Genomic DNA, 13,743 nt, shown 5'->3' on the forward strand with positions numbered 1-13,743 from the left:
TTGGAGGAATACCAGAAGGTCTGGCTTTGGGTCAGCGCCTCGATGGTCTGACGTGGCTCTGGCTTCTCGCCCACAGGAGCGGATTGGGCGCGGAGGGCGGGGAAGCGAGGCGCGGTCTCCCATTCGCCACCTTCGGGCGTCACCTTTCCATCCTCGGGGATGCCGAAGCATTCCTCGCAGCACCATCCCTTGCCGTCCCATCGCAGATCCGTGGTCAGGTGCAGAGGCTCCTCCGTGCTGGCGTCTTCGCAAGCCCAGCAGGGCGCCCACGTCTGGACCCCATCCAGCAGCCCCGCCTCTACCGGCGCGGGGGTGGCGGAAGGCAGACGGGCAAACAGTTCATCGTTGAGGCAGCAGCGACGGCACGATACTCCGCCGATTGCCTGCCGCAGTTCCACGCCACTCACACCGCAGCCGTCACACGCCACAGGCTGCGCAGCCTTCCCGGTGCCATCGCAATCCGGGCATTCTGCGGTGCCATGATCCGCCTCCGCGCCCTCAGGCGGGTGCAGATATCCATCCCAATCGGTGACGATCTCGCCATTGCCGCAGCATTTTTTGCATTCTTCGGCCGCCACTGGCTCCTGCGCGACCGACGGTGCGGGATCACCGATGAATGACAGAAGGTGCAGCGCCGCCTGTCGGATCGTCGCTTCGTCCGCGTCCGATATCTCGCGCCCGCTCAGGCATTCTGTTTCAATGCAGACAATCTGATCGGCCCCGGTTTCGACCGTGACCCGCCAATGACGATGCGCGCCGCTGGGCCAGTTATCCTGCGCCACGGGCTGCGCGGTGAGGGCGGAGCGAGCGGCCTGACCACCGCGCAAAACTGCTGCCGCGATCATCTGGTGGACGCGCTCCACTGCATCTGCCGGGGTCAGGGCGCGGATGGCAGCGGCGCGCTCATTCAGGGTGTGGATACCACCTCGCTGCATCAGTGCCGCCGCTGCTTCAAACGCAGCCACTGCGATGGCGTCACGCTCTGCCGTGAGGCGTTCGATCTGTTCCCTCTCCCCGTCCTGCGGGGGAAGGGAGCGGAGGGCGGCGCGAACACGCTGGCAAAGGTCGTCAACAACTCGCTGGAATTCTTTGCGGGTGACAAACTCCGTTTCGCCGTTGTTCGTGACGGGCTGGCCGTCGATGGTGGTGTTGAAGCTGCTGAGCGCATAAGGGGCTGACAGCTCACGCTCTACGGCATCGCGCGCCCTGCTGATCGCATCGCCCTCAGGTGTGGCGGGGGACGAAGCGTCCAAATTTCCCACTGCGCCCGCACCACCGCCAGCGCTACCCTCCCCGGAGTAACGAGTATCCGGGCCGCCACCCAAAACCCCAGGCTGAGGGGCGGCCCGAGTATCACCCGCACCGCCAGCACCAACATCGACCAGCCTGCCCGGCGAGGGCGCCCCAGCGGCGAGCGCCCCAGGGTGGCGGCCGGGGATGGCGGAGGAACCACCCTCCCCGCCCGTACAGCCCTGCCCCTGCGCCGCGTGATCCGCTGCGCCGGCATCTTTTTCGGGAAGATCGGACATGAAAGCCCCCTATCGTCTGGTGACGGGCTGGCGCGTGGCGCGGTGCAATACCGTGCCATCCAGCGTCTGGATGAAGTTTTTGGCGTTCCAGCCACCGACCGGGCGGCTCGATCTCGGCTTCAGGCCAAGGTGATTTCCGCGAACCCGGGCCACCTTGGCTTTGAGCGCCACATCGGCTGCGGTCTTTTTGCCGTGGCAGGGGCCGCAAAGCGCCCGCAGGTTGCTTTCGCGGTTCTCGCCCAGATTGATCAGGGCTTTGATGTGATCGAACTCCGGCAGCAGCTGCGGGCAGAAGTCATTACGGCATTCGGCGCAGCGATCATCCTGCGCATCGAGGATGCGGGATTTGACCCAGGACGGCGGCGCCGTGTCGGGCGTTTTGCCGACCCATTCCGGGCGTTTGCGGGCGGTCGGGGTCATATCAGCACCCCCTGCCGGGCGTCCGGCTGATCCCTGTAAAGCCGCTTGCGCAGCCAGGTGTTCGGGCCTGGCGCCGGGCGATTGGTATCCCAGACCATCCAGCAGTTGCGCTGAGCCGGGTTGCCCCCGCCCCGGAAATCGATCTTCCAGCAGCAGAGATATTCGATCGACGGCGGGTGATCGCGGAACAGCTGATCGAAGCCGTTCACGCGCCCGAAAGGCCAATCCGCATTGAGGAGCATCGCCACATAGGTCGCGCCGAGATCAAAAGCATGGCGCAGCCAGCGGCCATGGCCATCGCGCGCACTGACCTCGCAGTACGGCGGATTGGTGATCTGGATCCGCGACGGTGCGGCGGCGAAATCGAAGAATGAGCGCAGCGTGACGCCGGGCCAGCCGCGATCCGCGACATCGGAGCCGATCACGCCGAAGCCGTAATCGATCAGAACGCCCGCCATGTGACCGGCGCCCACGGCAGGTTCCCAGACCAGATCACCATGGGCGCGGATATGTTCAGCCTCGACCGCCAGAAAGGCGCCTGTCGCATCGGGCGGCGTCGGGTCGAAATCTAGCGGATCACGGCTGTCGACAGGCGCGACCTCGGGAAAATCCCCAAGCATCGGATGCGGCGCGCGCTTCGGCTTGATTGCCCGGAACAAGCCTTTGGTCGAGGCGGCGGTCATTGGCGCCTCCCCATATGCTTGGCAATATGCAGCCTGTCGAAATCCTCGCGGATCAGTTGCAACAAGGTGCCGGGCCAGTAGTCACCAGAATTGCACCCGTACGCGACTGCCTTGGCGAGAAGTGTAAGGGCAAGCTCCGGGTCAGGCTGAACCTCGGACACAAGCTCCCAAAGTGCGACTTCCGGTAGGTCATCGATCTTTGATTGGAAGGCGGCGGTCATTGCCCTGCCCTCCGGCGCTCAATTTCTCTGGTCAAAAACTTTTGCAGCGGGATCAGCCTGCTGGCTGCCTCCCTGGGCAAGAAGGACACGCCGGTCAGCGCCATGATCGCGGCGCTGACCCCTGCCCTGATTGCCCCCAGAACCAAGATCATCCCCGAGCCTCCAGAAAATCCTGGAACGGGCGACCGGCCAGCGCGACCACATCGCCCGAGGGCCGGTTGACCCCCTGCCACCAATTCAGCGCGGTCTGATACCGGACGCCGAAGGCCACCGAGACCTCTTCCGGGTTCCGATAGTTTTCGCGGAGGAAATCAGACCAGAAACCGGCGAACCGCGCCCGGAAAGAGCGAGGCTCAAAAACTTTTGACCATGACATTTGAGTGGGTCCTTCCCCAAGTTGAGCGCAGGAGACGCGATCAACCGGGTTTGGATGGGAAAGGGACGAGGGCGCTGTGTGCTTCATCACGCAGCGTCCTTTTCGTCTTTAGGAGGCAGCACTTCGAAGGAGAACAGTGACCTAGGCGGTGGCTCGACCCCAACTTCAGACGCAAGCGCCAATAGAGCCGAATACCAACGAGGAGGCAGGGTGCCTGCCGTCACATAGCCATGAAGCGTTGATGACCCCATACGAAGCCGAGCAGCAACCGCGCGGTAGCCACCAAGAGCATCGATAAAGGAGCGAGCACTTTGATACCTACCGCATCTTACATTCTGAATAATTCAGATCGTCAAGACTAGATCGCGATGCTGTTCGATTTTTTCAGATCAAAGCGTTAGAAATCCGATCATGGATATCGAAGACAAAGAGCGCATCGCGCGCTTCCGAGACACAACTCCCGAAGCGATAGCGCTGCGGCTGCGCGCAGCCAGGTCACTTGTGGCCGAACAACAAAAAGACTTCGCGGCACTTCTGAACATCAATCCGAAGACCTACCATTACCAAGAAAAAACCGGCGCGCCGTCATTCCAAGTTCTTGATTATCTTTACAGAAACGCCAGAGTCGGACCAAATTTCATCATCATCGGCGAGATGCTCCCACTTCCCGGCGACGTTCAGCTTGCATTGATAGCCGCTCTCCAGCGCGCCAGCTGACAATCGGCCACAGGACTCGCTGCGGATTAATCCCAAGCTTGTGCAGCAGCACGATCAGCCGAATCGTGATCCTCAAATCCCTTCCTCCCATTGATCCACTCACGCAAAAGGCGAGTGGCGCTGAGGTATGCGACCATCATGCGGCATAAATCTGTCTGAAAAAATCAGATCATCGGATTGACAGTCTGATTTTTTCAGATCAATGTCCACCCCCATCGCAACCCGATGGAGGCCACCCGTGTCCAACTACCGCCCGTCCCAGATTGAGCGCGCCCGGCGGATGCTGGCGCAGCCCGATCCTGCACTCTCGCCCGCTGAACAGGCCTTTCAGGAGCGCAAAGCCCGCCACATCCTGAAATCCACCGAGATCGCCCGTGACCAAACCGTTGTCCGGGTGCCGCGCTGCGTCTTTGAGGCCGGGCTGAACACCCGCCGCCTCGATCAGCACCCCGGCGGTGCCGTATGAGCGCCCGCTGGTATTTCGAGACCGTCTCGCCCGAGGGCCGCTGGATGCCGCAATTGGCAGAGACCCGCCCCGAAACCGTGATCCATGGTGGGCATTTGCGCCTGCAACCCGCCAGCGGCAAAGGCCTCGGCCCACGCATCCGCGCGCTGGCCAGCATCCACCCCGGCCTGGCTGATCGCAGCGTCGAAGAGTTGCAGGCCATCCTCTCGCCCGACATCAACGGGGCTGCTGTGGATCTGCCTAGCCCGGGAGCGGTCGCATGATCCCGCGCGCCAGCGATTCCGTCCCGCTTGCGCGCTACCGGCGCCGCCGCAACTTCCTGCTTCGGTTCGAGGGCCTGACCGCGATCGCGGGGGTGATCTTCCTCGCCTTCGTAGGCGCCGTCCTCGCGCGCAGCCTGATCCTCGCCTTCCTCAACCTCACCTTCCCCGGCACCCCGCCGGGCTGCTGCTGAAAGGCCGCGCACATGCCCAATGACGCGTTCAATGTGACGGCCGATGAACTCATGCAGATGATCGAACGCATCGAGCAATTCGAGGCCGAGAAGAAGGACATCAGCGAGCAGCTGAAAGAGGTCTACGCCGAAGCCAAGGGGCGCGGGTTCGACACCAAGGCGCTGCGCAAGATCGTTTCCCTGCGCAAGCAGGATGCCGATGAGCGCCAGGAGGCCGAGGCCATCCTCGAGGTCTACATGACCGCCCTCGGGATGAGCTGACCAGTTTCGCAGGCGCGAGCGGCATGCCTGCCCCGCGCCTACTTGCCCCGGTGGCGCCCTGCCAGGTGACCACCGGGGTTTTTCTTAATCTCTTTCGAGTATGGAGACCGCTCATGAACCTCTCCCGTATCAGTGCCGCAATCATGGCCCTGACCGCCGCCGCATCCGTCGCTCTGGTCGCAGGCTGCGTGGATGATGATGCGAAAGTTGCCGCGGCGAACCTCACGAAGGCCGCTGATAACTTTGAAATCAATCGCCGCGTCGTTTTCTACAACGGCATCACCGATACCTACATCCTGTCGATCGAGGGGCTTTGCTCCATGGATTTGAACGGCAGTGGCACCGCCTTCAACGTTATCTGCAAAACCGGGCCAAAAGAGTACAAGCGCCACACCCTTGTGCTTGCGGACAACACGTCAGCATTCGTCGAGCAGCTCGATGCCGCGACGGTCAGCGCCTACCACTATCGGGTCACCTTCAAGCCCCAGGCCATCCTGTCTGACTGGGATTTTCGGGGCGATCTGGACGAGCTCACGACGAATTCAAGCGAAGCCATGCAGTGACGCTCCGGTGTCTGGCCCCGAGCGGGCCAGCATCCCGAACGCCAATGCAGGAGCAACCATGACCATCCCCCCCGATACCCGGTTCCGCAACGCCGTTTCGGCTGCGATCCTCGCCGTCCCGGGCGGCAAGCTCTATCCAGCTGACATCAAAGGGCTGATCAAACGGGCTGTCAGCATGGGCATAACGGAAGATCAGGCCCGGCAGACCATCACCGCCATGAATGACCGTCCGCGCCACCGGATTACTGCGGGGATCGAGTGATGGCAAAAGACGACCCCGTCAATCATCCGCCCCACTACACTGGGCACCCTTCGGGCATCGAGTGCATCCAGGTCACCGAGCATATGGGTTTCAACCTCGGCAATGCTGTCAAGTACATCTGGCGCTGCGATCTGAAGGGCAACGGCACCGAGGATCTCGAGAAGGCCGAGTGGTACATCAGGCGCGAGATCATGCGCCGTAAGGCTACGGAGCCGGCCAATGCGTGACCATGCCCCAGCCACCCGCATCCAGCTGTCGCGCGCCAAAGGCTCGCGCCTGCCGGCCAAAGCCGTGCGCTGCGACCGGTCCACCCTGTTCGGCAATCCATGGGTGCCAGGCGAGTCCAGTGGCCTGCGCATCCCGAACGGATCGCTGCAGGGCAAAATGGATTGGTATCCGCTGATCCCAATGAGCGAGATCCTCACGCCAGAGCGCGCCGTTACGCTTCACGCTGACTGGCTGCGCACCGGCACTCCGTATCTGCCTGCCGGGCTGAGCGGGACCGATGTGACGCGATGCATCGACGCCCTCGACGAACTGCGCGCGGCAGTGCTGGAGCGATTGCCTGCCCTGCGCGGCCATAGCTTCGCCTGCTGGTGCAAGCCGGGATCGCCCTGCCATGCCGAAACGCTGATGGAGCTCACTAATGGGTGATCGCATCTTTATGCACACCGGCTATGCGCTTACGTGCCTACAAAATGCCAAAATAGAGTGCGTATCTTCGGCACTTATTACAAGTACGGATGACTATCATGCCAGTGAAACGGATCTTGGATCTCGCCAGCTCACTCGAATTCTCGGTAGCCAATGCCAGGATGGCCAACACGACAATCGCATTGACCCCGGAAGCTGCCCAGCGGATCGCTTCGGAGCTCTTTATTGCCGCCGAGATCCTGCAGCGGTCCGCCGCGTCAGAGGACGGCAAAAAAGCGGCCTAACCGGCTCTGACGGCCGGTACAGCACACCTCTCACCTACAGCAGGTTTCGGCACGAGATCAGCGCCCATGTGACGCACGGGCGCTTCCGGGAGCAAATGCCGGAGGTCGCCCATGGCTGACCTCTCCCATGCCGTCCTGACGCGAATGATCTGGATCGATGCGCGCCTGATCGGCGCCGGCACCATTGGCAGGCAGGATCTGGTCAAGGCCTTCGGCATCAGCCAGTCTCAGGCTGCTATCGATTTCAGGTCATACCGCGACATCAATCCCGGCCGTCTTATCCATGACCGGCAGGCGCGGACCTATCGCGCCTTACCGGGATCCCTTCCGGCCTATCCGACCGCGCTGCGCATAGGTGTGACCCATGCGGTCAAGATCATGGCGGACATGATCACTAGCAGCGGACGAGCCGCCAAACCGGCGCCGAATTGCGCGCGCTGCGAGGACACGCGGTTTCTGGATAGCCACGCGATCCTGGAACAGTGCCCGGAATGCAATCCGGAGGTCCCGAAATGACCCGAGCCTACTGCGCCCATCTGATGGTAAGGGAGGAAGCGGCATGAAAGCCACCCTCCGCGCAAGAATGCATCAAGGCGTGACAATATCAGCGCTCAGAGAGGCTCACGCGACGATTGCAGAAATCGTAATCCGATTTCCCGCCGCACTACCAATCTTTCAGAGACTTGATACTGAACTCAGGATTGCCGAGGCATCCTTGCAAGGGACCGACGATCCCATTGCTGCAGCGCGCGCAATGCTCGCCGCTCAGAACGCTATGCGCTGAATTACTTGCGTCATTTGTTCTAGCGGGGCGCCCGCACCATATTTGGGTCGGTTTAGCTTATGACCCATCAAATCCGCACGAATTCTCTCATCCACATTGGCCGCAAGCAATCTATCCTCAAAACTGTGTCGAAGTCCGTACAAGGTATGGTCTTGTGTCTCGAGTAGATTATTCTCTCGCAGGTATTTGTTTATTGTAGCACTGTAATCACCATTTCCCCGATATCTTGGAAATCCGTCGCGGTGACCTTTCATCGCCTCCAGGCTCACCCCCACCAGCGGTATCATGCGCTTGGAATGCCTTGTCTTTAGCTGCCGGCCCTCAGGCTTAATCTCAATGTGCGGATAATCAACGTCTAGCCTGATATGAGACGGCATCAGACCAGCGAGCTCGATTGGCCTGCATCCTGTATTCACAACGCCAAGCAGGATGGCTCGAGCCTCTGAATTCAACCCCATCAAAGCGCGCGATCCAAGCAGTTTATTCTTGATCCAACTGTCAGAAAATGGCTTTCGGGTTGCGGCTTCATCTTCACGAAAAGACAGACGCTCGAATGGAAGATCCAGACGAAGTCGCTTCATATCGTTAACAGTTCTCAAAATTCCGGTGAGGGTAGAGATGTCCTTATTTGCGCTATTTGTAGTCAGATCGCCATCCCGTATGCGCTCCCACCACCATGCGCGAAAGTCCAGCATGTCATCTCGCGTGATGCGGTCGAGTTCCCGATCACCTATGACATCGATGAAATTTGCTACGGCACGTTTTCGCTGGTTCCTCCAAATGCGAAGCTGATTACCATCCTTCCCGTGGACGTCCTCAACCGATAGTTTCCAATATTCCTCGAGCGCTTGTGACACCTTGAACCGCGGAGCTTCCGCTAGCCCTAAAAGCGCTACCGCCTCCGCATCACCGATACGCCCCCTCAAGTCGCGCCCCGCATTTATGCGGCTCACGATTTCCGCAAGCGGTTGCCGGGCAACCTCGCTCGAAGGCAAGTAGCGGTGACCGCGCGATTGGGCGAGATCGCGGGCCTGATCGAAATGCGCTGCGGCATCCACATCATCACCCTGAAGGCGCGCCTCCCAGCCGCTCAGAAGTCGGCTCCAAACAGCTGCCTCTTTTTCGGCCGCCAAAGAGGCCGAGTCCGTCTTGAGGGATATCTCAATGCGCGCTCGGGGTTCAATCGCAGCGTATCGAACCGGCACCCGTTTATTGAGATAGTAGATGGAGGATTTACGTATCAGGGTCATATATGCAGATGACCACCAATGACCCGCTTAGGCAACGTCATTTTGCCAACCATTTTGCAGACCGTATCGAGCGGATAACCAGCCTAAGGTGCTGATATATAATGATACCTTACTCCACAAAATGGCCATTGGAGGACTTCACCCGCTCCAGCGCCCTTTCTGGATTTTTCTGCTTTAAAGCAGTGACTTGCGGTTAGGTTATGCGTGCGCGCACCGTACCATCGGAGCAGGAGCGCCGGGAACAAAACCGCAATAAAGAGTAATGGATTCCCAGAGAGTCCCAGACAAATCCCCAGACCTTGTTCCCGATTCGATCCACCCCAAAGCAAAAGCCCCCCGGTTTCCCGAGGGGATCGCAATTCGCATGCATGCGGTGGTCAACCCGCGCAGAGCCGGGAACGGGAATGAAGATGATCGGTCGGCCCACTTCCGCGCTATGCGCAGCCCTCGCCGTTTAGGCTCCGATCAGCCTGCCACAGTATCCCTGTGACCGCTGGGGCTATACCTGCCCCACTGAGGTTTGCCGCAAGGCGCTACCAACACCTTGCGCCCAGAACCCGCCGTTGAGGGGGCGGGACGCCGCGGAGGCCGAAACCTCGCGCACAATTGTTGTCGTGCTCCCGAGCGCGTGATCATCCTACCACACCAACAGAATCGCGTGAATCCCTGGATCGCATTGCATGATAAGAACATATAGTGAACATTAGTGCGCCCATCCCCCGATTCGCTCATGTTCCGCGCAGTCAGCCTCCTGCCTGACACCATCCATCTGACCTGTGACAGGTGCGGCCGATCAGGACGATACAGCCGCGCGCGCTATGTTGCGCTGGCCGGCACCGAGGATGCGCCGTCTGCGCTGCTGGAGTTTGCCCGGGCTGCCGGGTGCGAGGTGGCGCTCAGGCAGCACGAATGGGAATGGAGCGACCGCTGCCAGATTGTATATGATCTGCCTGCAGGAAAGCGGGATCAGGCCCGACACCCCGCATCGATCAGCGCGATCAGCCGGGCGCCAGCCAAAGCCAGGGCGCGTCCATCATCAGCGAGAACCGCCAGTCAGGCTGGAAGTTCACTTCACGCCCCATCGGGCAAACACCCCCCAGGATGCCGCCACAGCGCCACCCACGGCGGTGAGTAGCGTCCGCAGGTGAAAACCGGTCAGGCTCTGGGCGTCAGCATCCCAGGCAACGCCCCAGCCAGCCAGCCAAGCGGCGGTGAGGCCGAGGAAGGTGGATAGGACATAAAGCGCGAGGCGCAGGTAAACGGAATGCATAGGTCAGGCTCCTTTGAGATAGGCCGTGCAGGCCTCATGGATGGCGCGGGCAAGCGCCGAGAAGTTGCGATCAGCTGCGGCGCAGTCGCCCGGGTTGCTGCCGAAATACGGCTCGAGCAGGATGGCTGGAGGATTGCCGGTCTAGAGCGAGGCACCGCCCCGGCCGCCGCGGGCGATAACCTTGACGCCGCGATCACGCAGACCAAGGGCGCGGACCATTCCGGCCTGCACCCCACGCGCCAGGCGGGCGCTGTTCGTGGATCCGCTGGTCAGGGTTTCCGTGCCGGTGGCGCTGGCCTCTTCCGCACTGTTGAAATGCAGCTCGACCGAGGCCGCGGCACCCAGCCGGTCAACCTCGGCATAGGCGCGACCAATCTCGCCGGAGCCATGCGTGCGGCGCACGATCACATAGCGCGCCGGCGCCAGATCCCGGATTGCAACCGCGAGGTCTCTGTTCAGTTCCAGTGCGACCGTCCGTCACGCGGACAGCCCCCTGCGCCCGGGCGTTATGCCCGATAGCAAGAGCGATCTTGCTCATGTCGTTCTCCAATGAAAAAGGCCCGCCGAAGCGAGCCCGTGGGGTGGGTGAGGGAAAGCCCGGCACGGTGGCCGGGCTGTCAGGAAGCATATCGTGTTTTAGGCGTTGCGAATTTCAGGTATGCGGGGCATTTCTTCCTGTGTTCGAATGTATTTATCATTCCGGTTGGTCAGGCGTTTTCCCTGGACGCAGAATTGTCTTCGGTGCAAGGCGACAAACTTATTGATAAGGAAAAGAGGCATGAATAAGCCCTCATCTATCGCGATCCCTCAGGTTCTTTTGCCGGGAACAAATCTCACACTCTCGCGATTTCTGTTTGGGACCGCCTCGCTCTTCAATGTCGGAGACCAGAAGGCCCGTCTTAGTCTGCTCGAGGCGGCAATAGATGCCGGCTTTACTCATTTTGATACTGCACCCTACTATGGCTTCGGCTGGGCAGAGCGTGATCTGGGTCTGTTACAGGGGTTGGGTCACAGCTTTACTGTGACAACAAAGGTGGGCATCTACTCGCCGGGTGGTGAAAGCGCATCGCGTGCAGCGGTGTTTCTACGCAAATCTGCCGGCAGGATCGTGGCTTCGATTTCGCGGCCTTCGGTCGATTTCACACTAACTCGGGCACGCGACATGCTGACGGCCAGCCTGCGTCGCCTACGCCGCGAGCACGTGGAGCTTTATATGTTGCACGAACCCGAACTTCCACTTGTGCAGACCGATGAATGGAAGCGATGGCTGGAAGACGAAGTAACATGCGGGCGCATCGGAGCATTCGGGCTTGCGCTGACAGCCGACAGGCTAGTGCCTTTTCTCGATGCAGCCCCGGGCCTTACGCCGGTCGTACAGGTGCTGGACAGTTTGGAACGGCATGAAGCCGATGTGATGACAGACCGGGGCAAACCTTTACAGATTACATACGGGTATGTCTCGGCCGCAAGAAGTGCCGGCTCGTCGCTTCCTGTTCAGGACATCCTTGCGCAGGCGTTGAAGCGCAACGTCCGAGGGGCCATCATTGTCAGTACAACAAAATCCTCGCGAATGGGACAATACGCCAGATTGTTCGGTGATCAATCATGATCCGGGATCTTGCTGGGAGTGGGGAACAGGAACAGACTGCAGACGTATTGATAATCGGCGCGGGAACCGCCGGTATGGTGCTAGCAACAGAGCTGGCCGAGCGCGGGTTGCGTGTCGTCTGCATGGAATCCGGCGAACGTGAGCAGAAGGATGACACCCATCCGCTGAATGCCGTCGAGCATACTGGCACGTTCTATGCGGGTGCCGAACACGGCCGTTTCCGTTGCCTCGGCGGCAGCTCCACACGCTGGGGCGGCGCCCTTATCCCATTCCAGAGCGCTGACATGCTCCCTTCGTCCTGGCCATTGACACGGGCAGATCTCGATCCATGGTTGTCCAGGGTCGAAGCCCTTTTTGGCCTGCCCGGAGGAGGCTATGAGGATCATAGCCTATTCGCTGGCACGGCACATGTCGCACGGTTGGCGAAATGGCCGCCTTTCGCTAAAAGAAATGTCTACTCCCTGCTGCGCACTCGGTGCGAATCCACCAATGGTCCGGAAATATGGCTGAACGCGACGGCTACAGGCTTTAGCCTGCGCGACGGCCAGCTCGTATCTGTCGTAGCGCAGGCCGCGGATGGCAGCAAGATCACGGTTCGGGCACCGGAAACGATCATCGCTGCGGGGGCGATAGAAAGCACCCGTCTGCTGTTGATGATTGACCGGCAATCGGGCGACCGAGTATCGACCCTGTCGCCCCTCTTAGGAAAGGGTTTCCAAGACCATCTTTCTGCTGTCGTAGCGAGGATAGAACCGCAAGATCGGAGTTCTTTCAACCGCGTAGTCGGATTCCGCTTTGCACCTGGTGGAGGCATGCGAAACATGCGCTTCGAACTCGGTGACAACACATCGCTGCGCGAAACTGTTCCGGCATGTTTCGCGCATGTGGGTTTTTCCGAAAGTCGTGGCGGATTCGCAGCCCTACGCGACATCTTGCGCGGCGTGCAGCGTCGCGACCTTCGCATCGCGGGCGAGGCAGCTCTGCCCCTATTGCGCGGGATGCCGTGGCTTCTCCGCGCCGTCTGGTGGCGCTTCGCCCGACAACGGCTATTGTTTCCTGACGATAGCGAGCTGCAACTACACATGGTGATTGAGCAGGAGAAAGATGGCCCGCACAGCATCGGCCTTTCGGATCGACTGAACGACCGCTTCGGCCAACCTCTGGCGCGGATAGACTGGCGAGTAACCGAGCGCGACATCTCCGAAATGGAAAAAGCAACGGCCGCTGTGTTTCAGAGCTGGAAAACCTCTCCATTGGGCAGCTACACCAAGCTGGCACCGCGGGACCGGGCCGACGTTGCTGCAGACATGGCGGCAGGAGGCGGGATATACCACCCCAGTGGCTCTACTCGGATGGCCCACCAACCGGCCAAAGGGGTTGTCGACAGCCACCTGCGCGTCTTTGCCATTCCCAATGTTTCGATCTGCGCCACTTCGGTCCTACCTACAGGGGGCGGCGCCAACCCGACCATGATGCTGATGCTACTTGCACTCCGCTGCGCCGATAGGATTGCGTGTCGCTCCCTTAATCTTACAAAATCCTGATGCACGTGCTTTGCAGATCTACTCATATATCTGACGCAACAAGGAATGTGCCGGGCTTTGAGCTCGCGCACTTGTCGTGTATCTATTCGAACTAACAAGCAGTAATCTTCCAGCCGAGGGCAGATTGACGGCCGCTTAAAGGCGAGGGCTCAAACCGACCACACCCGCACCAGGCCACCATCACCCCCGCGACGAGCAGCGCGAAGACCGCCCTACGATCAGAGCATGGATAGGGCAAACGACAACGGGGCGAGGAACACGGATTGTCACGGGGCAGCCTCCCTGCACGGATACGCTGTATAATCACCTCGAATATGGCGGCGCCAAGGGAGCCGGTCAGATAGGCCACAGAACCGCCCGCCGCACCGCTGCCTGCGCCAAGTGCGTCGGACGGCA

The 13,743-nt window shown here is 60.5% G+C and carries 23 protein-coding genes; 15 read left to right on the plus strand and 8 right to left on the minus strand.

The genetic code is table 11. From position 1 onward, the window contains the following. On the minus strand, positions 1 to 578 hold a 578-nt coding region (locus AC4FS3_RS27510), incomplete at its 3' end, for a hypothetical protein (RefSeq protein ID WP_491023172.1). A 48-nt stretch (positions 579 to 626) separates the two neighbouring features. Here AC4FS3_RS27510 and AC4FS3_RS27515 point away from each other — a divergent pair. Then, positions 627 to 1,178, plus strand: coding sequence for a hypothetical protein (locus AC4FS3_RS27515; protein ID WP_491023173.1), 552 nt, complete (start codon positions 627 to 629; stop codon positions 1,176 to 1,178). A 360-nt stretch (positions 1,179 to 1,538) separates the two neighbouring features. Here AC4FS3_RS27515 and AC4FS3_RS27520 read toward each other — a convergent pair whose 3' ends face one another. From AC4FS3_RS27520 to AC4FS3_RS27535, 4 genes are all read right to left on the minus strand, one after another. Beyond that, positions 1,539 to 1,949 (minus strand): HNH endonuclease, encoded by a 411-nt coding sequence (locus AC4FS3_RS27520; protein ID WP_491023174.1) that lies wholly within the window; start codon positions 1,947 to 1,949, stop codon positions 1,539 to 1,541. After that, positions 1,946 to 2,632, minus strand: a complete 687-nt coding sequence (locus AC4FS3_RS27525; RefSeq protein ID WP_491023175.1) for a hypothetical protein — start codon at positions 2,630 to 2,632, stop codon at positions 1,946 to 1,948. Before AC4FS3_RS27525 ends, AC4FS3_RS27520 begins: the two co-directional genes overlap by 4 nt. Beyond that, the gene (locus tag AC4FS3_RS27530; RefSeq protein ID WP_491023176.1) at positions 2,629 to 2,853 is read right to left on the minus strand and encodes a hypothetical protein; all 225 of its coding nucleotides are present in this window, start codon (positions 2,851 to 2,853) and stop codon (positions 2,629 to 2,631) included. Before AC4FS3_RS27530 ends, AC4FS3_RS27525 begins: the two co-directional genes overlap by 4 nt. Before the next feature lie 148 nt (positions 2,854 to 3,001). After that, a complete protein-coding gene (locus AC4FS3_RS27535) occupies positions 3,002 to 3,229 on the minus strand; it encodes a hypothetical protein (protein WP_491023177.1) in 228 nt (75 codons plus the stop codon). A 411-nt stretch (positions 3,230 to 3,640) separates the two neighbouring features. On the opposite strand from AC4FS3_RS27535, the gene AC4FS3_RS27540 reads away from it, so the two are divergent. From AC4FS3_RS27540 to AC4FS3_RS27595, 12 genes are all read left to right on the plus strand, one after another. Then, entirely contained in the window at positions 3,641 to 3,946 is a 306-nt protein-coding gene (locus tag AC4FS3_RS27540) for a hypothetical protein (protein ID WP_491023178.1), read from the plus strand. Between the two features lie 238 nt (positions 3,947 to 4,184). Then, a complete protein-coding gene (locus AC4FS3_RS27545; RefSeq protein ID WP_491023179.1) occupies positions 4,185 to 4,412 on the plus strand; it encodes a hypothetical protein in 228 nt (75 codons plus the stop codon). Further along, positions 4,409 to 4,675, plus strand: coding sequence for a hypothetical protein (locus AC4FS3_RS27550; protein WP_491023180.1), 267 nt, complete (start codon positions 4,409 to 4,411; stop codon positions 4,673 to 4,675). Before AC4FS3_RS27545 ends, AC4FS3_RS27550 begins: the two co-directional genes overlap by 4 nt. Further along, positions 4,672 to 4,866, plus strand: a complete 195-nt coding sequence (locus AC4FS3_RS27555; RefSeq protein ID WP_491023181.1) for a hypothetical protein — start codon at positions 4,672 to 4,674, stop codon at positions 4,864 to 4,866. Before AC4FS3_RS27550 ends, AC4FS3_RS27555 begins: the two co-directional genes overlap by 4 nt. A gap of 12 nt (positions 4,867 to 4,878) precedes the next feature. Beyond that, a complete protein-coding gene (locus AC4FS3_RS27560; protein WP_491023182.1) occupies positions 4,879 to 5,127 on the plus strand; it encodes a DUF2312 domain-containing protein in 249 nt (82 codons plus the stop codon). Positions 5,128 to 5,240: 113 nt separating this feature from the next. Further along, entirely contained in the window at positions 5,241 to 5,690 is a 450-nt protein-coding gene (locus AC4FS3_RS27565; RefSeq protein ID WP_491023183.1) for a beta-sandwich lipoprotein, read from the plus strand. A 58-nt stretch (positions 5,691 to 5,748) separates the two neighbouring features. Continuing rightward, complete coding sequence (locus tag AC4FS3_RS27570; protein WP_491023184.1) at positions 5,749 to 5,952, plus strand: hypothetical protein; 204 nt, start codon at positions 5,749 to 5,751, stop codon at positions 5,950 to 5,952. Next, positions 5,952 to 6,179 carry a DUF3310 domain-containing protein gene (locus tag AC4FS3_RS27575; protein WP_491023185.1) on the plus strand — a complete coding sequence of 76 codons (228 nt, stop codon included), beginning with the start codon at positions 5,952 to 5,954 and terminating at the stop codon, positions 6,177 to 6,179. The genes AC4FS3_RS27570 and AC4FS3_RS27575 overlap by 1 nt, the downstream gene beginning before the upstream one ends. Further along, positions 6,172 to 6,606, plus strand: a complete 435-nt coding sequence (locus tag AC4FS3_RS27580; protein ID WP_491023186.1) for a DUF4326 domain-containing protein — start codon at positions 6,172 to 6,174, stop codon at positions 6,604 to 6,606. Before AC4FS3_RS27575 ends, AC4FS3_RS27580 begins: the two co-directional genes overlap by 8 nt. 98 nt (positions 6,607 to 6,704) lie before the next feature. Next, a complete protein-coding gene (locus tag AC4FS3_RS27585) occupies positions 6,705 to 6,890 on the plus strand; it encodes a hypothetical protein (protein WP_491023187.1) in 186 nt (61 codons plus the stop codon). Positions 6,891 to 7,001: 111 nt separating this feature from the next. After that, on the plus strand, positions 7,002 to 7,406 hold the full coding sequence (locus tag AC4FS3_RS27590) for a BrxR family helix-turn-helix transcriptional regulator (RefSeq protein WP_491023188.1): 405 nt from the start codon (positions 7,002 to 7,004) through the stop codon (positions 7,404 to 7,406). A gap of 43 nt (positions 7,407 to 7,449) precedes the next feature. Beyond that, positions 7,450 to 7,674, plus strand: a complete 225-nt coding sequence (locus AC4FS3_RS27595; RefSeq protein ID WP_491023189.1) for a hypothetical protein — start codon at positions 7,450 to 7,452, stop codon at positions 7,672 to 7,674. Here AC4FS3_RS27595 and AC4FS3_RS27600 read toward each other — a convergent pair. From AC4FS3_RS27600 to AC4FS3_RS27610, 3 genes are all read right to left on the minus strand, one after another. Next, positions 7,656 to 8,924, minus strand: coding sequence for an integrase (locus AC4FS3_RS27600; protein WP_491023190.1), 1,269 nt, complete (start codon positions 8,922 to 8,924; stop codon positions 7,656 to 7,658). The genes AC4FS3_RS27595 and AC4FS3_RS27600 overlap by 19 nt on opposite strands. Positions 8,925 to 9,990: 1,066 nt before the next feature. Continuing rightward, complete coding sequence (locus AC4FS3_RS27605; protein WP_491023191.1) at positions 9,991 to 10,194, minus strand: hypothetical protein; 204 nt, start codon at positions 10,192 to 10,194, stop codon at positions 9,991 to 9,993. A gap of 141 nt (positions 10,195 to 10,335) precedes the next feature. After that, entirely contained in the window at positions 10,336 to 10,659 is a 324-nt protein-coding gene (locus AC4FS3_RS27610; protein ID WP_491023194.1) for an N-acetylmuramoyl-L-alanine amidase, read from the minus strand. A gap of 313 nt (positions 10,660 to 10,972) precedes the next feature. Between AC4FS3_RS27610 and AC4FS3_RS27615 the strand changes: the two genes are divergently transcribed. Both AC4FS3_RS27615 and AC4FS3_RS27620 read left to right on the plus strand, forming a co-directional pair. Continuing rightward, positions 10,973 to 11,803 carry an aldo/keto reductase gene (locus AC4FS3_RS27615; protein WP_491023192.1) on the plus strand — a complete coding sequence of 277 codons (831 nt, stop codon included), beginning with the start codon at positions 10,973 to 10,975 and terminating at the stop codon, positions 11,801 to 11,803. Next, positions 11,800 to 13,347: a GMC oxidoreductase gene (locus AC4FS3_RS27620; RefSeq protein ID WP_491023193.1), complete on the plus strand. Its 1,548-nt coding sequence runs from the start codon at positions 11,800 to 11,802 to the stop codon at positions 13,345 to 13,347. Before AC4FS3_RS27615 ends, AC4FS3_RS27620 begins: the two co-directional genes overlap by 4 nt. Positions 13,348 to 13,743: the final 396 nt, after the last annotated feature.

It is taken from the genome of Pseudogemmobacter sp. TB195 (assembly GCF_058313095.1).